This window comes from Frankia sp. CeD, assembly GCF_000732115.1.
GTDB lineage: Bacteria > Actinomycetota > Actinomycetes > Frankiales > Frankiaceae > Frankia > Frankia casuarinae.
In genome coordinates, this window is the sequence record NZ_JPGU01000023.1 from 42,763 (window position 1) to 68,701 (window position 25,939).

The window sequence follows — 25,939 nt, forward strand, 5'->3', positions numbered from 1 at the left end:
TCCGTTCGGTGCTCGCCGGCCCGGAGGTCTGCGCGGCGGTGAGCGCGGCCCACAGCTCCCGGCGGCGGACCGCGTCCACCGGACGGCGCACCAGCGGTGGCACGTCCCGCCGGGGGGCGAACCGGTAGGCCCTCCCTGCGCCGGTGCGCTGCTCGGCCATGATGCCCACAGTGGTGAGGGTGGCCATCCAGGCGGCTACCTGCTCGCGAGGGGCCTGGAGCCGGTCGGCGAGGGTCTGCGGGCGGATCCAGCCGCCGCCGGGCCGGGCCCGGTTGTCCGCCCAGGCCAGCCCGGCCGCGAGCCGGACGGTTGGGATCATGTCGATGGTGCGCATGGAACCCCCCGGTGACGATGGGCCGGCTCAGGCGCCGGTGGCACTGGCGGTGATGAGCGGGATCTGCTCGACGGCTCGGACGGCGAGTTCCTGAGCGTCGAGCGCGGGTAGCTGGTCGAGCGTGCCGGCGTGGATCGCGGNGGAGAGTGCCCGCCACACCGGCGCGGGGAGCCGGGCCTCCCGCTGGTGGAGGTAGCCGTAGCCGTGCACCACCTCGCCGCCGTCCCGCCGCGAGCGGCCGCCGGATGACGACCACGCCGTCCATTCCTCGCCGAGCGTGGCGAGACGGCCGGCGGTGGTGACCTTGGCCAGACCAACCCAGATCACCAGCGGCAGCCGCAGGTCGCCACCGGTGCCGGCGTAGTCGTAGCGGATGACGACCTCGGCACCCGAGCGGCCGACCAGGATCGTCGGGGCGTCCGGGGTGGCCGGCGCGGTGGCCTGCCGGGACATGATCTCTCCCTGTGTTGTGGGGCCTGCCCGCCGCCGTCGGGGTGGACGGCCTCCCGGGCGGGCAGGCGGTCAGTGGGCCGCGGCGACCTTCTCTGCGCCTGTGACGAGCTGGTCCAGCTCGGCGCCGAGGGTTTCGGGTATGCGCTGCGCGGTCGCGCTGTGGAAGGCACGTAGGTACGGCACGAGGCGTAGGAACGGGTGTCGGGCCGCCCAGTAGCGGGTCGGGTCGGTGCTGCGTTCGGCGCCGCGCAGGACATAACCCATACTGACGATCTTGTCGGCGGTGAGGGCGGCCATGACCAGATCAGGCAGCCGGTCGAGGCGCCGCAGCGCCCGTGTCGGCGCGGTGGCGTACAGGTCCATCGCCATGTGCTCGCCGTACATCAGCCACACCATCGTCAGGGTGCGGGTGCCGCACCGGTCCTCGATGGCGTTGTCGACCAAGGCCGATCCGCGGTAGTCGGGCACGTCGTGCAGCAGCACCGCGGCCACCAGGTCGGCCGGCGCGTCGGGCAGGTGCCGGCCGAGGGTGACCGCGACGCGGACGGCATGGCCGAGCGCCGGGGCGCTGTCGATGATGTGCCCGGCGCACCATTCGCGGGCGATCCCGAGAGCGTGCTCGATGACCGGCGGCCGGGGCCGGGTGAGCACGGACCTGCGCAGCGGTGGCGATGATAGGCGGGTGGGGTCCGGTAGCGAGGTCATGGATCATCCCTGGGATGAGGACGCGCTGTGCGCGGTCTGCCCCGGACAGCTCCACGACCCGGGGCGGTTCGATGTGGTGGACGGGCCGCAGCCCGGCTGCCGGTACGACTCGACGGCCGGCTACCGGCGGGACACGGCCAGCGGAGNGCCGGNGTGCATCCACCCGGACAAGATCGGGGTGCGGCCGGGCCGGTACGCCTCCGGGGGNGAGGGGNGGCCCGCGCGGACGCCCCCGGCCGCCCCAGCGGGGCCGATGCCGGCCGAGGCCGGCGCGTTGGCCGGGTGGATGACGGAGCTGGTCCGCCACGCCGGCCCGGGCCGGGTGGATGCGGTGCTCGCTGATGCGGAGCGGCAGGCGGCCCGCAGCTTCCCCGCGGACGTCGTCGTCGGCGCGCTGCGGGCCGCCCTCGCCGCGATGGTCTAGCGGCCGAAGGTGAAGTAGTGCGACCGGCCGCCGGCCTGCACCCCGATCGACTCGTAGTGCTCGGACAGGATGTTGAGACGGCGCGCGGTCTCGGCCTTGCCGAGCCAGTAGCGCCGGGGCAGCTCCCCCCAGCGGGCAGCCCGGTAGATCTGGTCGGTGTAGCCGTCGACGTCGTAGTCGAACCGCTCCGCGTCGGTCGAGTGGACGAACGTCACCCGCAGATCGGCCTGGATCCGGGAGAGGATCGTGAACTGGGCGGTCAGCGCGTGCACCATCTCGTCCACCGGCGCGGCGACCAGCAGTTCCGCCGCCCGCTCGTCGCCGGTGAGCTCGTAGACCGCCGCCTTCATCGCCATGGTGCGCAGACCCTCGACGAACAGGTGCGGCCCGTCTTCGTCCAGGTCCCACTCGGCGATCAGCGGGTAGCCGGTGAACGTCGCCCAGCACGTCGGGTACTTCAGCGTGCTCGACCGCAGCCGGTCGAACTCCGGGTGCTCCTGGATCATGTCCATGATCACCGCCGCGCGCTCGCCGGCGGTGTACGGGCTCGGCAGGTCAACAATCATGATCGTTCCGGTCTCGGGGTTGGTCACGAGGCTCCTCCATGGGGATGTGAGGTGGGCTTCTGCCCACGGGGGCGCAGCGTTACCGCCGCGAACGGGACTGCTCGGCGCGCCAGCCCGCACTCAGCAGTTGGCACATCCGCCGGTGTGGATATGACACCCTCCGGCGCAGATCTGGTACAGACTGCGAGAAACTCGCATGCGCGAGAGGCATCTCTCTCGCGTCAGCGCAGGACGGGGAGACGATGACGGCTGTCGCGGCGCCGGCACGGGCGACGTTCGTTGCTGAAGTCGAGCGGCTGATCAAACAGACTGGGACGAACCGGTCCGAGCTGGCCNGCCAGATCGGCGTCAGCCGGATGGTCATCTCTGCCGCCGTCCGAGGTGAACAGCATGGGAGCCCGAAGCTCCTCCCATCACCGCACGTGATCGAGGGCTTGGACCGGGAGCTCCATGCCGCCGGCCGGCTGATCGCCCTCTGGCAGGACGCGGTGATGGAACGCACCGCCGACGAGATCAGATTGGATCGTGGACACCGTCTCTCTCTCGGCCCCACAGTGGATAGCCGGGGGCCAGGAGAGGAGACGAGTACGGACCGGCGCGAGTTCGTGGAACTGACCGCCCTGTCGGCCCTGGCCGCTGCCGCGCAGACACGCATGGACGAGGCGGTGACCGCGGCGACGCTCGACGAGCTGGAGGAGGACGCGGACGAGATCGCCTGTGTCTATGGCTCTGCCCCCCACGCTTCTCTCCTGCCTGAGGTCGGCGCCCGCTGGCGGCAGATCACCACGATCCTCGGCGGCCCCGTCGCCCCCGAGGCGCGGCCACGGATCACCCTGCTCGGCGGCCAGTTCACGTATTTCCTGGGCCGCCTGGCGTTCAACACCAACGACATGCGCTCCGCTCGCCGTTTCGCCGGCCTCGCCGGCCGCTACGCCGCGGAGGTCGGCGACCCGGTCCTCATCCTGTCCGTGGCCGCGCTGCGGTCGAGCATTGCCTACTGGCGGCGGCGGTACGCCCCGGCGCTCGCGGACCTCCAGGCCGTCGCGCACATCTCCGATCCGTACATGACCGCGCGGATCGCCGCATACGAGGCGCGCACCCACGCCGCCCTAGGGGATATCCCTGCGGCCCGGGAGGCGCTCGACCGTATGGAGATGACCGCGGACACGTTCGCACCCCGGCCCGGGTCGACCCCGGTAGGCCCGGCCGGCGTGGCGATGTTCCGCGCCGGCGCCGCGCTCGCGCTTGGCGACATGGACGAGGCCCGACGGTGGGCGACCANGGCCGTGGACGGCTACCAGNGCCGCGGTGGCGACTACTCGGCCGAGGAGTCCCACCACGCAACGCTGACCCTCGCGCTCGCGCACCTGCGCGGCACCCGGCCTGAGCCCGAGGAGGCCGCGCGCATCGCGAGCACCGTGCTGGCCGACAGTCCGTCTCCCACCCACACCGTCAGCGGGAAACTCCGCAGCCTCGGACGCGCGTTCAGCGCTGACCACCGGCAGCTCCCCGAAGTCGCCGCGTACGTCGAGGCATACCGGGCCCTGCCGGCGGGAACCGGCGCGTCGTGACCACCATCCCCACCCTCACCACCGAGCGGCTGACCCTGCGGCCCATCGCCCGCGCCGATCTCGACGCCTACGCCGGGATCTGGGCCGATCCGGAGTTCGCCCGGTACATCGGCGGCCCGACCGACCGGCACGGCATGTGGCACAACCTCGCCGCCAACATCGGCTGCTGGGAGCTGGAGGGTGTCGGCCCGTGGTCCGTCGTCGAACGCGCGACCGGGACGCTCGTCGGCCGCGCGGGCCTGTGGTCCGAACCGGGCTGGCCCGGCATCGAAACGGTCTGGTTCATCGGCCGGCCCTGGTGGGGGCGAGGCTATGGAACCGAGGCGGCGAGCGCTGCGATCACCTGGGCGTTCGACACCCATCCCGACCTGCCCGAGGTCGTGTCCGTCGTCCGCGCCGAGAACGCCGCGTCGGTCCGCCTCGCCGAACGGCTCGGCATGCACCTCGCGCGAACCGAGCATCTCCACGGCGCGGAGAAGGGCGTGTACGCGATCAGCCGCGAGGATTGGACGCGCCGGGCCGCCGCAGTCTGATTCACAGACCGGGATCGTCATCGGCGGCCCCGAGGAAGCCGCACACGGAGCGCGGCAATGGCGTCCGCGGTGGCCGGTGACCGGGTGCAGGCCAGCGCAGCGCCCGTTGCGGCCCGTGGCGCGCCCAGAACGGGCCCGGACCGCCCGCTGGCGTCGGCCGCGTGGTCGGCGCACACCGGGCAGGGCGCGGGCTGTGTGTGAAGCCGGCACATGTTCCGCAGGTTCGGTGGCGTCGGCGTCACGGCCGAGCTGGCGGCGGCCGGGGCGGGTTCGAGGTCACGGATGCGGCGTCGGCGCACTGCGGCCGGGCTGCGGACCGGTCCGGNCAGGGGCGCCCGGTAGGCATCGACGATCTGCGCGGGGGCGCAGCCGCGGGCGAGGGCGGCGGCGATGTCCGGGCGCCAGGAGGCGGGGAGCCGCTCGCCAACGACCAAGCGGCCGGCGAGGTCGGCGTACGGGTCCGCCTCGACGGCGTCGGTCGGCTCCTCAGCGTCGAGCGTGGGCGGATCGGGTTCGTCGTCGGTGGGCTCTGCTGCTGCTTGTAGTTCCAGGGAGCTTGCAAGGGAGGGGTCCGGTCCACCGGACGCAATTCGGCGGCCGACCGGACGCAACTCGCCGGTAACTTCCGTGTCTGCGTCCGGTCCACCGGACCCAAGTCCGTCGTGATCCTCGCGGTCTGCGTCCGCCCCACCGGACGCAATTACCTCGCCTGTGGGACTGTCTGGGCTTGCCTGCGTCCGGCCAGCCGGACCCATTTCGGCCGTCTCCTCGAACCGCGCCTCGTCGAACAGCAGCTCATAGACAGCGACGTGGCCCCGTCTGGCGCGCTCGATCTGGCGGATCAGCCCACGATCGGCGAGCTTGCCGAGGACCGCGGCAAGCTGAGAGCGGCTCTTGAGTCCCGAGCGGGCGAGGAGCTTGGGCAGGCCGGGTGAAGAGCGCCGCGAACCGCGGCNGGCATCCTCAGCGAGGATGAGCACGACCGTCCGCTCAGCGGGGGGCAGTTCCCCGGGAAGCAGGTCGAAGGCGGCAGCGACCCATCCCCAGCTCACAAGGCGCCCCAACAGGCGAGTGCAGTCGAGTCGTCGGGGGTCTGGCCGCCTTCGGGCAGGCTGCCGCGGGCATGATAGGACACGGATTGATGGCCCTTCCAAGGTAAGGGTTGTCGATCAAGGGCCCGTTCCGGTGCGACCAACACCGGGCGGGCCCGCTTCATGCGCGGGGGTGGTCTTACTCGCCGCTCTGGGCCTTCTCGGCGAGATCTGGCCGGTGCTGTCTGATCCAGTCCTCGACGTCTTCGCCGCGCCATACGTTGCCCATGGCGAGCTTGGTCACCGGATCAGGGAAGCCCTTCCCGTTGGTGATCTGGAAGACCCGTTGTCGGCTGACGCCGAGCCGTTTCGCGATCTCTGCCGCGCCCATGAGGTTCACAGCGCACATCGTAGTTGACGCACGCCTAGAGCGTGTGAATACTGGGGGCACGCGCTAGTCGGACACCAAGAGTGTGCGACTAGCTCAGGACCAACGAAGCGGCCCCGAACCGGTGATTCCAGCACCGGCCGGGGCCTAGACCTGAACCCCTGACCACAACAGGAGAACAAGCCTTGACCGACATTCTGCCGTACCCGTCGGACACCTACCTCGATGAGGAGCCGGGCCCGGCTACCCACGTCGGCCACGTCGACTTGGAGGGCATGACCTACGGCATCCACGATCTTGGCATCGGGGCGGGCGCGACCGTCGGCGAGATCATCGACGCCCTTCAGCAGCTCCCACGCGACATGGTGAGCACCGGGCAGATCGGCGGAAGCATGGATGTGCTGCTCGCCTTCTACGCACCCGAGGACCTCGACGGCGTCCTCGCCTTTTTCAACCAGCCCGGCCACGGGCACATCCATGAGGCGATCGGCGCCTACCGGGCCCGGCGCGCGGTCGCAAGCGAGGCGGCGTGAACGAGATCGTCCCGTTCCGCTTCCAGGGAGCCCCGGTCCGCGTCGTCACCATCGACGGCGAGCCGTGGTGGGTCGCGGCCGATGTGTGCCGGGTATTGGAGATCGGCAACCCGCGGCAGGCCGTCAGCTACCTCGACGACGACGAGGTCACGAGGGATGGCGTCACTACTAATGACGCCATGGGCCGACCGCAGAAGATGACCACCGTGAGCGAGCCGGGCCTCTACTCGCTGATCTTGCGGTCGCGGAAGCCGCAGGCGAAGGCGTTCAAGCGATGGATCACCCACGAGGTCATCCCGCAGATCCGCAAGCACGGCAGCTACGGCGCGCCCCGGGAGATGACGAAGCTGGAGGCGCTGCGCGCGGCGATCGAAGCCGAAGAGGCCCGGCTCGCCGCCGAGTCCCGCGCCGCCGTCGCCGAGCGGCAGGTGCTGGAACTGGAGCCGAAGGCCCGGGCTCACGACACCTACCTCGCAGTCCCGGATGGCGGCCGGCTGGTCCGCGAGGTCGCGAAGCTGCTCGGCTGGAAGGAGCAGGCACTCCGCGGCTTCCTGGTTGACCAAGGGCTTGTCTTCCGGCGGAAGGAGCCGTGCGGCGCCGCCCGCTGGGACTTCTACGCGAAGAACCGCGACCACTTCGGCGCCGTCGAACACCCCGTCAAGCACACGTGGGGAGACTGCACCCACTACACCCTGTTCGTCACACCTCGCGGGGTCGACCTGATCCAGCGGAGGATCGACCGCCAAGACTGACAGCCGGCACCAGGGCCCTGAACCTGCNCCGCTTGCCGCACAAGAAGTTGATCTGATAACTTTCTGTCGCTGGCAGCGCTATGCCCCGAGGAGGCCCGATGAGGCCCCCGGGGCTTCTTACGTTGCGGGACATCACCCACTGGACGGGCCTCCCCGCGGACCATCACTGCCTCGCCGCCCGCCGGCTCCTGCAACGCGAAGGCATCCCCCCGGCCGTCCCCGGCAAAGGCCGCCGTGCCGCACTCTGGCGCTGGGAAGACCTCCACATCCTCGTCTCACGGATCCCCCGGGCCGACTGGGCCAGCGACGAAGTCGCCTAGCCAACCCGATGCCGTTCGCAGNGGCCCACTCCTTGAGCTCTACACGGCCACCATCAGACGCCGATTCGACAACAGCTTTCATGCCCCTGAGGTGACCCATGGCCGCCCTCGGGCCGAAGTGCGCGGCCATCACCCTCAAGGGCCTGCCCTGCAAGAACAAGGCCCGCCCCGGCTCCCCGTACTGCGGGGTCCACAAGAACTACCATCCCGCCAAGGGCGGCCCGTCTCTGGCGAAACACGGCCCGAAGCTCGCCCAGCTTGCCGGCAAGGCGAAGCCTGCGGCAGCATCCAATCCGGCCACCACTGGCAGCCCGGCATCAGACGGCCTGTCCGAAGCCGATATCGCCCCCTACCGCTCGGGAGCGAAGAAAACCGTCGGCGCCTACCTGAAACGGCTCGCGGCAAACCCGGACGCCAAAGCGACCAACGCCACCAAGGAAAAGGCGGCCGCGGACGATCTCATCTACCTCGGCGCCGACGGCAAACACCACCTGACCCCCAAGGGCAAGTACATCGCGGCCGCACTCGCGCAGCCCAAGACGAAGCTCGCGCCCCTCGCCGGCAAGAAAGCCACCGGAAAAGAGCCGCTGACCACGTTCGGCGAGCTGAAAAGCTACATCAGCGGCCTGTCGAAGAAGGCGACCTGGAATGATTCGCAGAAACAGGCGGCGTACTGGTATTCTGGTCTATCCGCGACCAGCCTGAACAAGGAACTCCGCGACGGCAGGAATCCGGCGTCCATGCCGGACGCGCAGAAGATAGACGATCTTGATGCCGCGTTCGCCGCGGCCCCACCTGTCGACCGGCCGCTGGTTGTCCGCCGAGGCATCCACGACTTCACCGGAACATTCGGGACGGATCTGAAACCCGGGGATCTGTGGACCGACAAAGGTTTCATGTCAACGTCCATCAACCAGACAACCCCGGAAGACTACTCTGGATCCGGCGGGGCTATTGTCACCCTGAACATTCCGCCAGGCGTCCGCGCTATCGGCATCATGCCGCCGTCCCCACCGAACCTGAAATCCCAGTTCTCCAGCGAATCCGAGCTTCTCCTTCCCCGCAATTCGACACTCCGGATCAAAAGTGTTACAGTTGATTCCTCGGGTCGACGTCGTATCGAGGCCGACCTTGTCGTCAAGGGGAATACCAGTGGAGCAGCCACACCAGCAGGGTCAGCGGCCGTCGGAGGAGTGGGCGGACCGGTTCATCTGGGGTCCGGGGGACCTGCAGCCAGTAGCGTCGGAGGAGGACATCCCGGAGCCGGTGGTGGGATCACGGGCGGACCGGGAACGGCAGGGCCGTCGAAACTAGCCCAGCTCGCGGGCGGGAAGAAGACCCACCAGTTCTTCCCGGACAAGCCGGGAAGCAAGAACAACGGCCACTTCGTCGAGCAAATCTATGGCGCCCCGGGCATTCCGCCGACGACGATCCCACCGGACGCCGTGTACGGCCAGCAGGCCGTGGAGAAGCACATGGCTTCCCACATGGGCAAGGCCAGTTTCAGCCCGGCGTCGAAGACGGCGACCCTGCAATACACCACCCCCGTCTACAAGGCGACGAACGCCGCGTTGCGTAAGGGCGGGCCGCTGAGCAGTTCGCAGCAGCAGATGGTCGACGGTCTCGACGCCGCACTCCAGAACATCCCACCACTCGACAAGCCGATCATCGCCCACCGGGGAATCCGCAACTTCACGCAGATCTTCGGTGAGCCGCAGGTGGGCATGGCGATCGTCGACAAGGGCTTCATGAGCACCACGGCGAACCCCAACATAGCCTCACATTTCGCGACGAAGCACGGCCACGATGACGCGACGATCGTCAACGTGACGATCCCGGCCGGCGCGCGGGCGGTGAGCATCATGCCCCCGTCGCCGCCGAACCTGCCGACAAGCGCATCATGGGAGCGGGAGGTCCTCCTACCCCGAGGCTCGACACTGCGCATCACGAGGATCTCCTACGATGCGAACGGGGTCCGGCATGTCGAGGCGACCGTCGACCTAGGAGAAGCCACCAATGCCTAAACGCCCGACACTCAACTCGCTGCGGCGGCGTAGCCATCCCACACAGGCCGAACCCGACCATCCCACACAGGCCGAGGTCGACGAGTGGGAGGAGCGGTTCGGCTGGGAGCCGGGTGATGTAGACGTCCTCCCCCCCGGCACGCCCGCACCGCCCCCGGACCTCGGCCAGGCCAACAAGGGCACGTAGCCGCCGCCACCACTTCGACCGCCCCGCCACCCGCGGGATTCGCGCACTTCTGCCCTGAGGTGACCCATGGCCGCCCTCGGGCAGAAGTGCGCGGCCATCACCCTCAAGGGCCTGCCCTGTAAGAACAAGGCCCGCCCCGGCTCCCCGTACTGCGGGGTCCACAAGAACTACCACGGCGGCGCGACGTCGAAGGCCGTCTCGGCTCCGAAACTGGCCACGCTCGCGGAGAAGTCGAAGAAGGCCAAGGCCGCCCCCATGGTCGCCCAGCCGATACAGGCACCGAGCCCGCCCGCCGCCGTAGGATCCCCAGCTGCTTTCGATATCGCCCCCTACCGCTCGGGAGCGAAGAAAACCGTCGGCGCCTACCTGAAACGGCTCGCGGCANACCCGGACGCGCGGGCGCAGACCAGGACCAGATCGGCCGCGGCCACAGACGGCCTGATCGTCATCGACGCTGCGGGAACGGCGACTCTCACCCCGAAGGGCCACCAGATCGCTGGCGCGCTCGCGACCAAAACCCCGCCGAAGCTGGCGCCCCTCGCTGGGAAGAAAGCCACCGCCCCGGCAGGGCCGCTGCCGGGGCGGTGTGGCGGCCAGCCAGAACGCACCCAAGCCCGCCCCGGCAGGCGCCCCGCCGCCCCTGCTCGTACCTGGCGCCATCTACGGCATGAACAGTGTGATCGACTACATGACAGGCCACTCACAGAAAGCGTCCTACAGCCCACAGCACAAGCAGGCGACCCGGACCTACACGACCCCTGTCTACCGGGANATCAACGGAAGCCTACGGAAGGGCTCGTACGCGTCTCCCGCGGCGAAACAGGCGGTAGCCGGCCTCGACTCGGCGTTTCAGGCAACCCCACCACTCGACAAGCCGATTGTCGTACATCGAGGGGTCCGCTACTATCGTGAGGTCCTCGGTGACCTTACGGTTGGCGAAACAATCCACGACCAAGGATTTATGTCAACCTCGGTCGACCGGAACCAGGCATACTACTACACGACGAAACGCGGCAACATCAGTAAAGCCGCCTTCTTCAACATCNCCATNCCGCCGGGAGCGCGGGCACTCAGCATCCNCCCGCCGTCCCCGCCGAACCTGCCCCCCAAGTACGGCACCGAACACGAAGTCCTCCTACCCCGAGGCTCCTCCCTCAGGATCGACCGGATCGTTCGCAACGACCAAGGCGTCAGCTTCGTCGACGCCACCGTGGTCACCGGCGCAGATAACTGACCGCCTCCGCCCCACACCGCCCAGGCCGGGAGCCTGACCGCGTGGTCTACACCGAGGAGTGCCGTCAATGCGCCCTCCTCGGCAATGCGGCGCGCTCACTCTCGCGGGAACCCGATNTAAGAACCATGCCGCTCCAGGGTTACCTATCTGCGCGGTCCACGAGAGGACCCGCAAGAAGCTTGCGCACCTGGCGCGACGGAACGTCGGCCGTCCATCCCTGCGGAAGGTGCCAAAGTCCGGGCCGCTCCGAGGCGAGGATGCTGACCGCTACCTCGCCAACTTGATCGACGTCGATGCCATCCCGGAAGCCTCTCGGCGTGCGGTCTGGGCATACAGCGGCCCACGCTCGCCGATCAACCCTACGCTCCGCGCCGGCACCCTCTCCGATAATCCCGACATCGCCAAGACTGTCCGCGACCTCGACGCGGCGTTCGACGCGGTCCCCCCGACCGGAAGACCAATCCTCGTCGTCCGTGGGCTCCGTCATGTCGACCGATTCCTACCTCCTGATGCCACCGGATTCGAAGACGAGGACATCGGCTACCGCTCTACCAGCACGAACAGTGACATCGCTGAAGAGTTCGCCAGTTTCGGGCCACCGACAGCCAAGCGGATGATCGTCGAGATCGAGATCCCCGCCGGCTCGAAGATCCTCCCCGTCGAGACGATCGGTACTCAGTACCCCGGCCAAAAAGAGATTCTTCTTCCTCGAAACAGCATCATCGAGTTCACCTCTGACGAGACCCGAACGGATGCCAGCGGCCGTTCTATCCGCTATGCGACGGCTCGTGTCATCAACACCCCAAGCAGCTAGGATGTAGGACCATGGCAGAGACCTCATCGCAGTCCCAGGACGACAGGATGGAACGGTTCGTCGGCGGCCCCGGCGACAGCATCGTGCGCGGCCCCGACGGGAAGCCTTGGAAGCCCGGCGACCCGATCCCGCCCCGGAAGAAGAACCCGGACTCCAACACGAAGTAGCAACTCGCCTATCCTTCACCGCGGCTGGCCGGGAGCCTGACCGCGGCGCCCGCACCACACCCCGAGCGAGGTCACCATGGCCCGCTCAGGAGAGCCGTCCACCCCGCGGCCGCGGGGCCCGCTGTCGGACGCGGAGCTCCGCCGGCTGCGGACGCTGCACGGCAAGGGCATGGGCTGCAACGAGATCGCCCGGAAGATGAACCGGTCCGCCGCAGCCATCTCCGCCGCAGCGAAAAAGCTCGAGCTCTCCTTCGCCCGCGAGCAGACCGCCGCAGCGACCACCGCCCGCCAGGTCGACCTCGCTGCGGCACGGGCCCAGCTCGCCGCGGACCTGATGGAANACGCCCAGCGGTTCCGTGAGCGCGCCTGGTCGAAGTACAAGGTCGTCGTCGGCGGTGGAGAAGGCGCCGAGATCGTCGAACTGCCCTTGCCACCCCTCGGTGATGCCAGGAGCGCCTACCAAGCCATCGGCGTGTGCATCGACAAGACGAAGGTTCTCGTGGATGCCGACAAGGACACCGGGGAGCATGCGGCCCGGTCGATGCTCGGCGACCTCGCCCGCGCACTCGACGTCGCGGCGGGGNAGCTCCCACCGACGGACACGACCGGCTGATGGGCACATCTGTTCGAGTAGAATCGGGGCATACCTGGCGCCAGATGAGGCGCCCCGGGGGTTGAGGATTCCCGTCCTCGCCCCCGGGACTTCGCGACACCTTTCTCGGAGGTGCCCCGCGTGGGCGAGTCTATTTGTTCCGTCGACGGCTGTGGTACAGGCGGTCGAATTGTTCGTGGCATGTGCTCGAAANATTACCAGCGGNTNATGCTTCGCGGCTCAGTGGAGACTCTGTCTCGCTCGCAGAGCATGGAGTGCTCGGTCCCTGACTGTCCGGCAGTCGAGCAAACCCGCCGCGGAATGTGCTCCAAGCACTACCAGCGGTGGAAGAAGCACGGTTCTGCTGAGCTTCCCGAAAAGTCCGTACAGCCGTGCAAATTGCCCGACTGTGAAGATCGGCGCTCGCGTCGCAAGCTCGGCTGGTGCGAGAGGCACTACCAGCAGTGGCGGAAAGGGAAGATCGAAGGATTCCCGCCCCCCGCGATCCCCGAGTGCTCGGAGGCTGGCTGCCCGAAGCCCGCTGGAGCTCGCAGCCTCTGCGAGACGCACTACGCGGCATGGCGCCGGTCCGACGGTACGGGAAAGGTGTGCAGCGAAAACGGCTGCGGTAGCCCGGCGATCAGCCGGGGTCTGTGCCACAACCACTACATGCGCGAGTACACCGCGGCTGCCGGAGATCGAATCAACGCCCGGGAGCGAGAGAAGTATGCGTCGGCCTCCCCCGAGGAGATCATTCGCCGCAGACAGGCGAGCGCCGAATACCACCGCCGGAACCGTGCTCGAATCATCGTGCTCCAGCGAGAGCGGTACGCAAGGCTCACGCCCGAGCAGCGAGAAGCACACCGTTCCGCCCGCGCCAGGCGGAAGGTTCGCTTGCGCATCGCGATGACCGCCGAAGACCGGCAGGCCTCGGTTGGCTACCGGATCGCCACGATGAACGACCCATGCTTCTACTGCGGTTCGATCGATGAAACACATATCGATCATTTCATTCCGCTCGCTCGGGGTGGAACTGAGCATTGGTGGAACCTCGTGCGCGCCTGCCCTCCGTGCAACATGGCCAAGCACGCGCGCTGCGGAACGTACTTCGCCTTGATGAAGGGGTGCGGTGAACCTCGGCGCACTCCCTCTCTCCCCGAAGCAGATCCGGTCAATATCGGAGGCTAATAGCCGCCTAAATATATGGCAGGGTAGCGTCCGCAGCGGAAAGACAATAGCGAGCCTTCTTCGCTGGCTCCTTTTCGTTGCGGACCCGCCGCCCACCGGGCTTCTTATTATCACAGGCAAGACGCTCGACACGGTTTTCAGGAATGTTTTCGAGCCACTGATGGACCCGAGCATCTTCGGGGAGATCTCTCGTCACATCTCCTATACGCGCGGGGCGCCCACGGCAAAAATCCTCGGCCGCCGGATCGAGATCGTTACGGCGAACGATAAGCGCAGCGAAGGTAAGCTCCGCGGCGCCACCGTGGCGGGAATGTACGCCGACGAGCTGACCCTAGTAGGCGAGGACTTCTTCACGCAGGCGCTCGCCCGCTGCTCGGTTCGAGGGGCGAAGATCTTTGGAACCACCAATCCTGACGGTCCCGCCCACTGGCTGAGGAAGAAGTACCTTCTCCGTCAGGGCGATTTGAACCTGGCGACCTGGCACTTCACCCTAGAAGACAATCCGTCACTTGACCCGCAATATGTCGAGGACCTGAAAAGGGAATATACGGGCCTCTGGTATAAGCGGTTCATTCAAGGGGTCTGGGTATTGGCGGAAGGCGTAATCTACGATTCCTGGGATGAAGACAGGCATGTCGAGGACATCATACCAACGCTGACACGGGTCATCGGTACGGGCGTCGACTACGGCACTGTTGCGCCTTTCGTCGGTCTCGTTGGCGGCATCGGGGTAGACCGTCGGCTGCACATCTTCGCTGAGTACCGGTACGACTCGAAGCTGTCCCGCCGGCAGCTGACGGACGCCGAGTACTCCCGCGCACTGAACGACTTCCACGCCATGGTCCCCATCCCAGGCACCGAGCTGCGCGGGGTCCACCCGGAGTACATCTGCGTCGACCCGTCGGCCGCGTCGTTCGTGACGCAGCTGTACCGCGACGGCACCTCGAACGTGATGAACGCGGACAACAACGTCCTCGACGGCATCCGCATGTTCGCCTCACTGCTGGCGAAAGACCGTATCCGCGTCCACCGCTCCTGCAAGGGCTTCCTCGAAGAANTCCCCGGCTACGCCTGGGATGAGGACGCCGCCGCCAAGGGCGAAGACAAGCCGATCAAGTTGGACGACCACGACATGGACGCCGCCCGCTACCTCGTNAAAACAACTGAGCCGCTGTGGTATGGGCCGCTCCGCGANCCCCTCCAGCAGGCTGCCTGACCAGANCCGCGAGGTGAGCATGCCCGCCGTTCCAAAGCCGAAATGCTCAGCCACGACTCTCAAGGGCACGCGGTGCAAGAACAACGCCAGGGTCGGCGAACCGGTGTGCGGGGTGCACGCGAAGGCCAAGAAGGGCCTGTCGGGAGGGCAGAAACTCGCGGACCTCAAAGCCGCGCCGAAGGCCCCCGCGAAGAAGTCGGTCAAGGCAACGGCTGGGAAGGCGCCGGCCGTGGGTGCGAAGAAGCCGTCGACCGCGGCGAAGGTTCCGGCGTCCCCGCCAGCCAAGACCACCCCCGCACAGTCCAAGGTCACCCCCGTCGCGCCGAAGCTCCCGCCGCCGTCGCTCGACCTCCGAGGTTCGGCGCACGTGAACGAGCTCGCCCTACTCGGTATCAACCCATCCACGATCATGGCGGACGTCGACAAGTCCATCGGCTACGAGGCGTATCAAGCCGAGTTCAAGAAGCGTAAGCCGCTGGCCGTCGCGAACGCGGAACTTGCACGCCGCGCTCGGTACGCAGCCCAGGTGACCGAGCATCACGAGGCCGTGGGGCGTCTCATCGAGAAGGGCAGCGGCGACTACCCGTTCGACCACGCCATGGCCGAAGCGGTCACCGTCCACCCCGACGGGTCGGTGACGGTCGGCGGTGAGAAGTTCGACGCGAAAAGCCTGGCGGTCGCGCAGATGCTCACCGACAAGCCTCTCACCGACGCCGAGATTGGCAAGCTTCTCGGTATCGATGACTGGCAGGTCAACGACTATCTCGGCAAGTCGCCCCTCGGGTCGCTCCTCGTACGCACTTTCACGCAGACAGGTGTCTCGAATTTCGGCTCCGGCAAGGAGGTGGGAACGGTCCGGTGGCGGATCGGGCTCACGCAGTCTCCGGGCCTCTCGGGCTGGGACGCAGACAACCGGACGCGGAAGCAGGCGAGGGCGTTGAAGGCCCTGCGCGCACACACCCAGCCGTTGATCAAGTTCGGATGACCGGCCCGACCGAGCATGCCGCCCAGCAACGCCACCAGCAGGAGCAGGAAGCCCACGCGGCTGCCCGCGCACGGAAAGCCGCCGCGCGAAAGGCACGAGACCGCCAGGCCAGGCAGAAGGCCCGTGCAGCCGCAAACGTCCGGGCACGCACCCTTGACCATCTTCTCGCCCGCGAACGGGTCGACGTGGCCCGGCTGGTCGGCCGCCGCCGCGCAGAGCTGGCCCGACTGNCCCGGCTGATGTCCGAACACCCTGAAGGGATCTGATCTGTGCCCGTGCCGCCCATCGGACGCATCGTCCACGTGCTCGTCGNCCCCGCCGAGAACAACGGGGCTGACGTCGCACCCGCCGTCATCACCCGCGTGTGGGGTCCGTCCGCCTTCGCGAAGGGGGCGTGGACGGTTAATTACCGGATCCTCCTGGATGAGCTGGCCACCCCGTGGAAGACATCGGCCTGTCTGCACGAGGACGAGGAGTCCGCGCGGGCGCGTGAGCATGAGTCTGACGTGCCGGTGCAGGGGATGTCCGCGTTCTGGCCGCCGATGCCCGCAGACCCGCCGCCCGCGACCGAACCGACTCCGGTCGGCCCCCGGGCCCGGCTAGTCGAACTCGCCGAGGCGATCGAAGGCCGGGCGAAGGTCGCGCTCGACCCCGCAGCCCTCTACGGGGTGGCAGCCAGCATCTGGGAGTTCCTCGCACTCCATCCGGCCGAGGAGACCGTGGTGAGGCCACCGCGGCTGGCCGAGGGCGGCACTGTCGACACGAAGAAGCTGGCCCAGTGGGCTCAGCAGATGTCGTCTCGGCGGGGNCAGGCGTGACCGCCCCCGCCGAGGNGTCTCCGCCCGATGCGCCGTCTCCGCTTGATGTCGCCTACCGTGAGCGGGCCCGGCTGGTTGCCTTCCTGACCCGGGTGTACCCGGCCCATTGGGCGGAGGACCCGGAGTCACCCGGCTGGCCCGTCATCTGTGTGCACAGCCCGGCCGGTCAGCTTTGCTGGCACATCGGCCCGGACGACGTGCACCTGTTCCCGCCGGGTCTCGACACCCGCGAGAACGACTGGGACGGCCACAGCACCGAGGAGAAGTACGGCCGGCTGGCCCGGTTAGGCGCGGGGGTGAACCCGCTGCGTCTCCGCGCGGCGCTGCGCCGCCTCCGGAACCGGGCCGACCAGTACGCGCTCTCAGCCGATGTCAGCCCGACAGTACGGGAGGGGTACCGCCAGGCGCTGCTGGATGCGGCCGAGCGATCCCTCGATCTGCTCGACGGGAACCCGTACGACTACCGCGAGTTCCCGCGCCGCTTCCGCCTGGAACGCGATGTCGACGTGTCCGGAGTGTCCGGCACCGGGATCGTCGCCGACGGGGTGGTGTGGCCGGACGGGTCGGCGGATGTCCGCTGGCGCGGCGACCGGCCCTCCGCCGTCCACTGGGATCGGATGGAGCATGCCGAGCAGATCCACGGCCATGGCGGGGCAACCCGGTTCGTCTGGCTGGACTGATGGCCGCGCACACGCCCGGCGGATGGATCCCTGGCGCGCTCGCGCTCGGCAGTTGGAGCAGCAGCAGAGAAGCGGCTGACCGCNCCCCGAACGTGGGCGTGGTGCCGGACGATGCCGAGCCGGTACCACGCCACCCACTGTTCCGCGAGCCGGTATTGGTCGCCGCCGGACACTGCGGCTGTTGCGGCGGGCCGATCGACAGTGCCGGGCACTGCGGCTGCTCGACCTGAGAGGACCTGATGGCCGAGAACCGTGCCCGGAAGAGGGCGATCCGCGCCCGCATGGCCGAGACCGGTGAGCCGTACACCGTGGCGATGCGCGCAGTCGACGCCGAACACGCACGAGGAGAGGCCATGGCCACCCACCACACCCGCCCGGTCGAGATCGACGCCGTCCACTGGACCGGCAGCAACCGGGCCGAGCTCGAAGAGCTGGCGGGGAATCCGGTGACGGTGCAGCCGGACGGTGGGGCGATGTTCTGGGGCCCGGCCGGGTCGGTGTGGATGCTGGCCGGGTCGTGGCTGGTGCGCCGCGGCGACCAGGTCGAGGTCCTCGACGATGCGACGTTCACCGCCCGCTACGAACCGGCCGGTTATGACTCTGAGTAACCGACTTCGGGTATCGACCCCGCGCATGAAGATCACAACTTTCACGTAGCGTGACATCGGAGGCCCGGCGTGCCGCTGCCGACCGGTGGGAACACCCCATGGCCCCCGCCCCACCTCACCGCGCCGTTCACGGAGATGGAGCGGCTCGCCGCCTGGTGGCTCGGAGACCCGGAGCAGCTCTCCGCGGTCTACGGCGGCACCGCGATGGCCCGCTCCAGCGAGCACAGCTTCGACCGTCCCGCCCAGTACCGCGGCGGTGTCGTCGGCGCGGTCGCCCGGTGGTTCTGGGGCCAGCCCACTTCGCCTCAGCAGCAGCGCACCAAGGTCCACGTGCCGTTGGCGAGCGAGATCGCCGCCGCCTCCGCCGACCTTCTGTTCTCCCGGGCGATCACCGTCACCTGGGGCGATGAAGACNCCCGCCGCGCCGAACGTGACGCCGCCGTCCAAGACGCCCAAGACCTCGCCGACCAGCAGGCCGCCGACGACCACGCCACCGCCCTAGACGAAGCCGGCATCGACCCGACCGAACCCGACCCGCTCACCGGCCTGCCCCCCACCCCACCGAAAGCGGACCCGGTCGACGCCCCCGACGTCCCCCCCGACCCGGCACAGACGAGGTTCGACCAGCTCCGCGAAGCGTCCATGTTGGACGCAACACTTCTAGAAGCCGCCGAGATCGCCGCCGCGCTCAGCGGGGTCTACCTCCGTCTCGTCTGGGACGAGGATCTCCAGGACGGCCCGTGGATTGATGTCGTCCACCCCGACAGCGCCGTCCCGGAGTTCCGCTACGGGCGGCTGTGGGCGGTCACGTTCTGGCGCGAGCTGGTCTCTGCTGACCCGCAGCAGTCCCGCGGCAAGGTGGTCCGCCACCTTGAGCGCCACGAACGCGGCGTCATCCTGCACGGCCTGTACGAGGGTGACCGGGACAACCTCGGACGGCAGATTCCGCTGTCCGAAGCGCCCGACCTCGAAGGGCTCGTCGAGTCCCTCGAAGACGGCAACAAGATCGCCACCGTCGAGGGCCGGTTGACGGCCTGCTACATCCCGAACATGCGCCCCGCCCCCCAGTGGCGCCGTCTCCCGCAACTCGCCCCGCTCGGCCGCTCCGACTACACCCCGCCCGTCCTCGCCCTGATGGACCAGCTCGACGAAGTGATGACGTCCTGGATGCGCGACATCCGCCTGGGGAAGGCGCGCATCCAGGTGCCCGAGCAGTACCTGGAGAACCAGGGTCGCGGCAAGGGCGCCGTGTTCGATGGGGACCGGGAGGTCTACNCCNCCCTCANCCTGCTGCCCGTCCCGGGCGGCCCGCCGCAGATCACGGCGACGCAGTTCCAGATCCGGGTAGACGAGCACGAGCGCACCGCCCGCACACTGATGGACCAGATCGTCCGGGGCGCCGGCTACTCGGCGCAGACGTTCGGCTCGGACTCTGAAGGCACGGCCACGACCGCGACCGAAGTCAACGCCCGGGAACGCCGCTCGGTGATGACCCGCGAGAAGAAGATCCGCTACTGGGATCATGCCCTGTCGGACCTCTTCTACACGTGGCTGCTGCTCGACGCACAGCTCGCCGGCGTCCAAGCCCCGCCACCGGCCGCGGACACCCCGCCGAAACCCGGCCAGCAGCCGGACGGAGACGCTCCCGCCGAACCCGGGAAGGACACGGGCACCGGCGGGCAGAAGCCCCTCGCCGGCAAGCAGCCCACACCCGCACCGGGCCCGCCGGGCACGAAGCCGGCCCCGGGCGACGCGAAGACCGCGGCCAAGCCCGGCGCGCAGCAGGGCCAGGACGGCGAGGACGAACAGGACGACGCCGCCCAGCCGCAGGCGGGGAAGCGCCGTCCGTTCGGCAAGGGCAAGCCGCCGTTCGGGAAGAATCCGGCGCCCGGGCAGCAGCAGGACGGCGGGCAGGGCGCTCCGCCCGTCGGCGCGCCTGGGCAGCCCCCGGCCAAGCCCGGACAGGCCCCGCAGGCCGGGAAGCCGGGCCGACAGGGTCCGACGCTCGGCGCGCTCGCCCGCGCCCAGCAGCAGCCCACCGCCGATCCGATGGCGGACGATCAGGACCCGAACGCGATCGTCGACCCCAACGCCCCCGCTGCCCCGGTCATCCCCGACGGGCCACCGGAACTGACCTGGCCCGCGCTCGCCGACGCGGACATGCTCACCCTCGCCCAGACCGCACAGGCGATCTTCGCTGCGAGCGCGGCATCCAAATACACGCTGGTCAAAATGTTGCACCCCGACTGGGATGAGGACCAGGTGCAGGACGAACTCGCCCGCATGGACGAGGACGGCAAGACCGACGCCCCACCGGACCCGATGTCGCTGGGCGCCGAACAGCCCCTCGGTGGCGCCCCGTTTGGGCAGGGCCCGATGGACGACGGCAGCGGCGACCAGAGCGACCCCAGGCAGGACGACGGCAACGACAGCGTCCAGTAGGAGCCGACTCGATGTCCCTCCCGGTCCCGTACTGGTCGGACGGCACGGTCACCCTGTACCACGCCAACGCTCTCGAGCTCCTCGCCGAGCACGCCGACCAGCTCTCCGCAGACTGCATCGTCACCGACCCGCCCTACGGGGAGACCTCGCTGGCATGGGACCGCTGGCCCTCCGGCTGGCCTGATCTCGCCGCCCGCGCGGCTTCGTCGATGTGGGTGTTCGGATCGTTGCGCATGTTCCTCGCCCGCCGGGACGACCTTGCAGCCTGGAAACTTTCCCAGGATGTCGTGTGGCAGAAACGCACCGGGACGAATTTCGCCGCCGACCGGTTCCGGCGGGTTCATGAGTATGCCGTCCACTGGTACCGCGGCCCCTGGCGCGACATCTACAAGGATCCCCAGCGGGAACCCGGAGAGCGGAGGGAGAGGGGGCGGCTCATCCACCGCAAGCTGCCACCGGCCCACACGGGAGCGATCGGCGCCAACGTCTACTCCTACGGCGATACCCGGCTGATGCGTTCGGTGATCCCCGTCCCAGGCCTCCGAGGACGGGCGTTGCNCCCCACCGAGAAGCCAGCCGGGATCCTCAAGCCACTGATCGGCTATTCCTGCCCATCTGGCGGCCTCGTGCTCGACCTGTTCGCGGGTTCCGGATCCACCCTAGCGACCGCCCGCACGTTCGGACGACGCGCGATTGGCATAGAGGCGGACGAGCGGCACTGCGAGATCGCCGCCCGGCGGCTGTCCGCGGCGCTACCAGTGATGTGATCTTCGGGGGGTGTGGTGGCCCGCCCGAAGCTCGCCCACCTCGCCCGCCGCACGTACAAGCGGGACCGTCTCGGCCGGTTCGCCACCACCGACCACGGCGACGCCTCGGCAATCGGGTTCGGACGGCGTAAGGAAGGCCGGCACCGCGCCGGCCGCACCCCAGCCGACTGGGAGCAGGCCGAGCAGCGTCTCCGCGGCGTCTACGGTGACCGGCTGCGCGTCGCGGGCCGCGAGCATCCGGCGGTCCGGCAGGCACTGATCGACCTCGACGTGATGCCCGAGGACCACAAGCGCCGGCTCGCCGAACACTTCCGCGGCGTGGACGGCGGCGGGATCCTCATCGGCAAAGGCCGGGCCATGGACGTCTACCGCGCCCACAACCGGCAGGACCTGATCGACAAAGTGTGGGGCACACCGCTCGGCCGTCGCGCCGTAGGCCTGTACATCACCACCCCGCGGGTCATGGCCGTCGGCACCGATGAGACTGGCTCGCCGTCGGCCGCGCAGCATGAAGCCGGCCACGCCCTCGACCATGCGCTGCGGTTCCCAAGCCAGAACCGGAAGCTGCCGGTCTGGTACACGGTCGCCCGCGCACGCCACCACAACCTGTTGCACGACTACTTCGCCCAGCCGGGCGGCGAGGGGCAGCGGGAGTCGTTCGCCGAGGGCTACGCCCTGTGGAACGCCTACCGGCACGATCCGGACCGGACACGGAAGATCGCCGACGGGTTGGGTGCCCCCGTCAACGACCCGAAATACCGCGGGGAATCCGAACGCCTCGGTCGCACACTCGGTGAGTTCTTCGACACCTTGGTCTAGGATTCGCGGCATGCTTCCCACACGGCTCCCCGACGGTTCGATCCGGGTCATGCGCTCGGTCGGCAACGGCACCGACATGATCGGCGACGCCCCCGTTATCCTGAAGAAGGGCGACGCCGGCTATGACAAAGAGGACCGCTGGTTGAAGTCCCGCGGAAAATAGAACCACCAGGGGGTCAGGTTGGCCCCCACCCCGGACGACGCCTCCCACCTCGGCGACCGCATCCGCAAGGCATACGAGGATCTTGAGCTCGGTCTGATCGCCCAGATCGCCCGCGCAGTCGGACGCGGCCAAGGGAGCCTCGGTGGCGCCCTCGCCCGTCGTGGCGCGCTCCGCCGGGCCACGCGGAAGCTCCTCGACGCGCTGGCCCGCCGCCTCCACAGCGAGATGCCCCGCCTCATCGAAGAGGCATACCAGATCGGCGCCGACGAGGCGGCCCGCGGGCTCGCGCGGATGCGCCGCCTCGACGAGGACCAGCGGCCACGCCGCGAGTCCCCCGGTGGCCGTGGCCGCGTGCTGCCGATCCGCCCGCCGCTACGTTCCCGGCTGCCCGGCCCGGCCTCGCGGGATGAGCTCGCCGAACGGCTGATCCGCGAGTTCCACCCGCAGGTCCTGCGCGGCGTTGACGACGTCTACCGGCGGATCGTCGCCGAGGTGTACGCCCCGGCGCTGGCCGGGCAGGCGACCCGGCTGGAGGCATCGCAGCGGGCCCTCGCCCGGTTCGCGGAGGAGGGTGTCAGCGGGTTCACGGACAAGGCCGGACGACGCTGGCGCATCGAGTCCTACGCGGAGATGGCGATGCGCGCCGCGTTCGCCCGCGCGACCATCGCCGGCGCTCTCGACACCTACCGGGCGCAGGGCATCACCTGCGTCGCCGTGCCGAACATCCCCTACGAATGCGAAAAATGCCGCCCTTTCGAAGGGAAAACGCTGTCTATCACGGCCGGGAAACCGCCGCGCGGCGTGCAAATATTCACGTCGCTTGAAAATGCTATTGCGCGCGGGTTTCTGCATCCGAATTGCAGGCACGGCATTCTGCCGGTTTCGTCGCGAGGCGTGGTCTTGGCGATGGAGCCGGCCCGACCGGACCCCGAGGGCTACGCTGCCACCCAGAAGCAGCGCGCCCACGAACGGAAGATCCGCGCCGCGAAGCGTGCCCTCGTGGCCGCTCAGGAGTCCGGCGCCGACCCGGCCGCACTCCGCCGGGCCCGAGACGAGGTGCGCCGCCGGCAGGGTGACCTGCGGGCGTTCCTCGCCGCGAACCCGCAGCTACTGCGCTACTCATCCCGGGAGCAGGTCCGCCGGCCCGGAGAGACCATCGAACGCGCCGTGTAGGAGCTGCTGTGAAGAAGCCCGCCCCTCGCGGTGCCGCGCTGATGGCGAAGCTCCGCGCCGATCCCAACGTCCACGACCCGGAGGCGCTCGGCGCGTGGATCGGCCGTCGCCGGCACGGCAAGAAGGGCATGCACCTGCGGTCGAAGGCCGGCGCGTGGGCCCATCACGCGATGCGTCTCCACGACGCCCCGAGCAACGGTGCCGGCGACCCGGGATGGAACGGGAATCGGACGGCGGACGGTCGGTATGAGCTGACGAAATGGCGTGGCCGCTGGCGGGTCACGGACGTTCATGCCGACGCGTGGGCCAGCCAACCTCACAAGACCAAAGCGGCGGCGGNTCGGGACACCGAGGAGTTGTACGAGGGTTCGACGGCGAGGCGTGCGCGGCACGCGGAGGTGCAGGCTCGGCACTTCGGGGGTCAGGCTGAGGTCGAGTCGTTGGGCCGGGAGAGGCGCAAGGCGCATGCGCCGCTCGCGAATGCCCTCGGCGGTGCGGTCGCAGCGTATGGCGCGCGTAGCCCGCAGGCGCGGGAAGCCAGGCTGCGTCTGCAATTTGAGATGCCGAAGGTGAAGGCGGCGGCGATGCCGCCGAGTCTCGCCGCGCTCGCGGCGAAGCGGCGTCGCTGATGGCGTCCAGCGGTTTCCGGGTCCGTGCGGACTGGCGCGGGAACCGGGTGCTGGCCCGTATCCCGATCGTTCGCCGCCGGGCGTTGCAGCGGGCAGGGCATCAGTGGCTGGCCCGGTCGCAGGCGATCGTGCCGTTGCGGGAGGGGCATCTGTTGCGGACCGGGAAGATGACGATGACCGACCACAGCGTGACCGTAGCGTACGGGCAGAGATACGGCGCTATCCAGCACCAGAATCTGACCTATCGCCACCTGCCAGGAAGGCAGGCGAAATACATCACGGATGCAGTTCCCCCGGGTCGCCTCCAAGCCGTGTTGGCGGAGGTCATCCGCGAGATGTTCCACTGACTTTTTCGTGTAGAATTGAAAGGATAAGCGAATAGAAGACCCCGGCGAGTGCTGCGAACACTCCCGGGGCATGGCCGACTGGTTGGAGTCGACATGGCCGATCGTACCTGTGTGGGCGATGGATGCGAAGTGCCCATCGGCGCACGCAGCCGCACCGGGCTGTGCAGGAAGTGCTACCGCAAGCGGTACTACGAGCAGAACCGTGAGCATGAGCTCGCAGGGATGAAGCAGTGGCGAGCCGACAACTACGAGTACGACCGGGCGCGCTGGGCCACCTACGCCGAGCAGCGGTGGGGTGACGCCAGGCGCGAGCGTGAGGCCGAACTCGCGGAGCGGCTGGCCGCCTCGGACAAGCAGTGTTCCAAGTGCGATGAGCTGCCCACCGAGCCTGACCTTGACCTCGACGCGATCGAGGAGGGCCAACNCCCCCTGTTCTGATCAAGGAGGTCCCGATGGCCCGCCGCCCCGCATCCGCAGCCGCACGGGCCGCGATCGCCGCCGGCCTCCGCCACTACTGGGCCACCCGCAGCGGCGGCCAGCAGGACCGCAGCGTCCGCATCGGCCCCGTCCGCGTCGGTGTCCGCGACCGCAACGCCCCGCCGCGGACCACCCTCGGCGCCGCAGCCCAGGCGCACCGGCAGCACCGCGACGCCCAGCGGACCCGCGCGTTGAACAGTGGCCTCGGCGGTGACGTCGACCGGGCCCGCGCCCAAGCCCGACACCAGCGTGAGCAGGACGCCGCCAGCCGCGACGAACGTCTCGCGCAGGCACACCGCCGCAGACTGTCCCGAGGGCAGACGTCAACCCCGGAGCATCGCGCCGCCCATCAGCGACATCAGGCCCGGATGCGGCAGCGGCAGGCCGCCAGCCGGGAGGCCGAGAGGGAAGCCGCGCCACACCGGCGGCCGAACCCGGGCGCCCGGCGCCGCCCCCAGCCGCCCCCGCGCCGCCGGCAGTCGCCACGCAGGCGCACCACGGGCACGTCCTGACCGGCTCTACCGCGCGCCCTCGCGCCCCGGAGGTGATGAGCACTGTGCCTGACCATCCCCGCGGCTTCGCGAGCCGGGCCCAGTGGCGAAGAGCCTGTTTGTGACTCCTCTGACGCCTAAAGGCGTCAGCTTCTCAGGAAGCTTGCGCCACCTGAAGGGCGAGCCCCGCCCCGAGTATGTTGATCGCCGCGTTCACGTCTGCGTGCGCGGCGTGGCCGCACTCCACACAGCGGAACGTGGCCTGACTGGGCCGGTTCTCCGGGGCGACATGGCCACATTCGGCGCATCGCTGGGAGGTGTGGCGGGGGNTGACCTCGACGACGACCCNCCCNGCGCTTTCAGCCTTGGCACGCAGTGCGTTGAGGAACACCCCCCACCCGGCGTCGAGAATCGACCTGTTCAGCCCGGACTTGGCGGCCTGCCCGTTCGGCAGGAACGCCCCCGGCTGGTCCGGGTCGGGCTTCGGCTTGGCCCGGCGGACCATGCC

The 25,939-nt window shown here is 69.1% G+C and carries 25 protein-coding genes; 21 read left to right on the forward strand and 4 right to left on the reverse strand.

The window, feature by feature from the left end; all coding sequences use genetic code 11:
• Nucleotides 1–856: 856 nt before the first annotated feature.
• The gene (locus CED_RS13555) at nucleotides 857–1,492 is read right to left on the reverse strand and encodes a hypothetical protein (protein WP_051868806.1); all 636 of its coding nucleotides are present in this window, start codon (nucleotides 1,490–1,492) and stop codon (nucleotides 857–859) included.
• Here CED_RS13555 and CED_RS13560 point away from each other — a divergent pair.
• Nucleotides 1,470–1,916 (forward strand): hypothetical protein, encoded by a 447-nt coding sequence (locus CED_RS13560; RefSeq protein ID WP_235187078.1) that lies wholly within the window; start codon nucleotides 1,470–1,472, stop codon nucleotides 1,914–1,916. The two genes, CED_RS13555 and CED_RS13560, sit on opposite strands and share 23 nt — an antisense overlap.
• Here the strand turns inward: CED_RS13560 and CED_RS13565 are convergent.
• Nucleotides 1,913–2,482 (reverse strand): hypothetical protein, encoded by a 570-nt coding sequence (locus CED_RS13565; protein WP_035911164.1) that lies wholly within the window; start codon nucleotides 2,480–2,482, stop codon nucleotides 1,913–1,915. The two genes, CED_RS13560 and CED_RS13565, sit on opposite strands and share 4 nt — an antisense overlap.
• A 242-nt stretch (nucleotides 2,483–2,724) precedes the next feature.
• On the opposite strand from CED_RS13565, the gene CED_RS26220 reads away from it, so the two are divergent.
• The gene (locus tag CED_RS26220; RefSeq protein ID WP_051868808.1) at nucleotides 2,725–4,053 is read left to right on the forward strand and encodes a hypothetical protein; all 1,329 of its coding nucleotides are present in this window, start codon (nucleotides 2,725–2,727) and stop codon (nucleotides 4,051–4,053) included.
• The gene (locus CED_RS13575; protein WP_023840832.1) at nucleotides 4,050–4,586 is read left to right on the forward strand and encodes a GNAT family N-acetyltransferase; all 537 of its coding nucleotides are present in this window, start codon (nucleotides 4,050–4,052) and stop codon (nucleotides 4,584–4,586) included. Before CED_RS26220 ends, CED_RS13575 begins: the two co-directional genes overlap by 4 nt.
• A 1,230-nt stretch (nucleotides 4,587–5,816) precedes the next feature.
• On the opposite strand, the gene CED_RS13585 is transcribed toward CED_RS13575, so the two are convergent.
• On the reverse strand, nucleotides 5,817–6,026 hold the full coding sequence (locus tag CED_RS13585) for an AlpA family transcriptional regulator (protein ID WP_035911086.1): 210 nt from the start codon (nucleotides 6,024–6,026) through the stop codon (nucleotides 5,817–5,819).
• Between the two features lie 164 nt (nucleotides 6,027–6,190).
• Between CED_RS13585 and CED_RS13590 the strand changes: the two genes are divergently transcribed.
• From CED_RS13590 to CED_RS21590, 18 genes are all read left to right on the forward strand, one after another.
• Complete coding sequence (locus tag CED_RS13590; RefSeq protein ID WP_035911088.1) at nucleotides 6,191–6,538, forward strand: hypothetical protein; 348 nt, start codon at nucleotides 6,191–6,193, stop codon at nucleotides 6,536–6,538.
• Nucleotides 6,535–7,290: a phage antirepressor gene (locus CED_RS13595; protein ID WP_051868810.1), complete on the forward strand. Its 756-nt coding sequence runs from the start codon at nucleotides 6,535–6,537 to the stop codon at nucleotides 7,288–7,290. Before CED_RS13590 ends, CED_RS13595 begins: the two co-directional genes overlap by 4 nt.
• Before the next feature lie 98 nt (nucleotides 7,291–7,388).
• Nucleotides 7,389–7,610: a hypothetical protein gene (locus tag CED_RS13600; RefSeq protein ID WP_152569747.1), complete on the forward strand. Its 222-nt coding sequence runs from the start codon at nucleotides 7,389–7,391 to the stop codon at nucleotides 7,608–7,610.
• Nucleotides 7,611–7,708: 98 nt separating this feature from the next.
• Complete coding sequence (locus CED_RS13605; RefSeq protein ID WP_035911094.1) at nucleotides 7,709–9,634, forward strand: ADP-ribosyltransferase; 1,926 nt, start codon at nucleotides 7,709–7,711, stop codon at nucleotides 9,632–9,634.
• Nucleotides 9,627–9,821, forward strand: a complete 195-nt coding sequence (locus tag CED_RS23720) for a hypothetical protein (protein WP_152569748.1) — start codon at nucleotides 9,627–9,629, stop codon at nucleotides 9,819–9,821. Before CED_RS13605 ends, CED_RS23720 begins: the two co-directional genes overlap by 8 nt.
• A 676-nt stretch (nucleotides 9,822–10,497) precedes the next feature.
• Nucleotides 10,498–11,055, forward strand: a complete 558-nt coding sequence (locus CED_RS13610) for an ADP-ribosyltransferase (RefSeq protein WP_160172390.1) — start codon at nucleotides 10,498–10,500, stop codon at nucleotides 11,053–11,055.
• A gap of 280 nt (nucleotides 11,056–11,335) precedes the next feature.
• Complete coding sequence (locus CED_RS13615; RefSeq protein WP_160172391.1) at nucleotides 11,336–11,869, forward strand: ADP-ribosyltransferase; 534 nt, start codon at nucleotides 11,336–11,338, stop codon at nucleotides 11,867–11,869.
• Nucleotides 11,870–11,880: 11 nt separating this feature from the next.
• Nucleotides 11,881–12,036, forward strand: a complete 156-nt coding sequence (locus CED_RS24340; protein ID WP_160172392.1) for a hypothetical protein — start codon at nucleotides 11,881–11,883, stop codon at nucleotides 12,034–12,036.
• 1,261 nt (nucleotides 12,037–13,297) lie between these two features.
• The gene (locus tag CED_RS23725) at nucleotides 13,298–13,816 is read left to right on the forward strand and encodes an HNH endonuclease (protein ID WP_035911104.1); all 519 of its coding nucleotides are present in this window, start codon (nucleotides 13,298–13,300) and stop codon (nucleotides 13,814–13,816) included.
• Nucleotides 13,758–15,032, forward strand: coding sequence for a PBSX family phage terminase large subunit (locus CED_RS13635; RefSeq protein WP_035911105.1), 1,275 nt, complete (start codon nucleotides 13,758–13,760; stop codon nucleotides 15,030–15,032). Before CED_RS23725 ends, CED_RS13635 begins: the two co-directional genes overlap by 59 nt.
• Nucleotides 15,033–15,051: 19 nt before the next feature.
• On the forward strand, nucleotides 15,052–16,017 hold the full coding sequence (locus CED_RS13640) for a hypothetical protein (protein ID WP_152569749.1): 966 nt from the start codon (nucleotides 15,052–15,054) through the stop codon (nucleotides 16,015–16,017).
• A gap of 1,737 nt (nucleotides 16,018–17,754) precedes the next feature.
• Nucleotides 17,755–18,123, forward strand: a complete 369-nt coding sequence (locus tag CED_RS13665) for a hypothetical protein (RefSeq protein ID WP_035911116.1) — start codon at nucleotides 17,755–17,757, stop codon at nucleotides 18,121–18,123.
• Nucleotides 18,124–20,576: 2,453 nt separating this feature from the next.
• Nucleotides 20,577–21,332 carry a site-specific DNA-methyltransferase gene (locus CED_RS13675; protein WP_035911118.1) on the forward strand — a complete coding sequence of 252 codons (756 nt, stop codon included), beginning with the start codon at nucleotides 20,577–20,579 and terminating at the stop codon, nucleotides 21,330–21,332.
• A gap of 15 nt (nucleotides 21,333–21,347) precedes the next feature.
• On the forward strand, nucleotides 21,348–22,151 hold the full coding sequence (locus CED_RS13680) for a hypothetical protein (protein WP_152569751.1): 804 nt from the start codon (nucleotides 21,348–21,350) through the stop codon (nucleotides 22,149–22,151).
• A 10-nt stretch (nucleotides 22,152–22,161) separates the two neighbouring features.
• Nucleotides 22,162–22,314, forward strand: coding sequence for a hypothetical protein (locus tag CED_RS24345; RefSeq protein WP_160172393.1), 153 nt, complete (start codon nucleotides 22,162–22,164; stop codon nucleotides 22,312–22,314).
• An 18-nt stretch (nucleotides 22,315–22,332) separates the two neighbouring features.
• A complete protein-coding gene (locus CED_RS13685; RefSeq protein WP_051868813.1) occupies nucleotides 22,333–23,487 on the forward strand; it encodes a phage minor capsid protein in 1,155 nt (384 codons plus the stop codon).
• A 628-nt stretch (nucleotides 23,488–24,115) separates the two neighbouring features.
• Nucleotides 24,116–24,463, forward strand: coding sequence for a hypothetical protein (locus tag CED_RS13695; RefSeq protein ID WP_051868814.1), 348 nt, complete (start codon nucleotides 24,116–24,118; stop codon nucleotides 24,461–24,463).
• A gap of 452 nt (nucleotides 24,464–24,915) precedes the next feature.
• Nucleotides 24,916–25,452: a hypothetical protein gene (locus CED_RS21590; RefSeq protein ID WP_051868815.1), complete on the forward strand. Its 537-nt coding sequence runs from the start codon at nucleotides 24,916–24,918 to the stop codon at nucleotides 25,450–25,452.
• A gap of 133 nt (nucleotides 25,453–25,585) precedes the next feature.
• On the opposite strand, the gene CED_RS13710 is transcribed toward CED_RS21590, so the two are convergent.
• A partial coding sequence (locus tag CED_RS13710) for a zinc ribbon domain-containing protein (protein WP_152569752.1) occupies nucleotides 25,586–25,939 on the reverse strand: 354 nt, incomplete at its 5' end.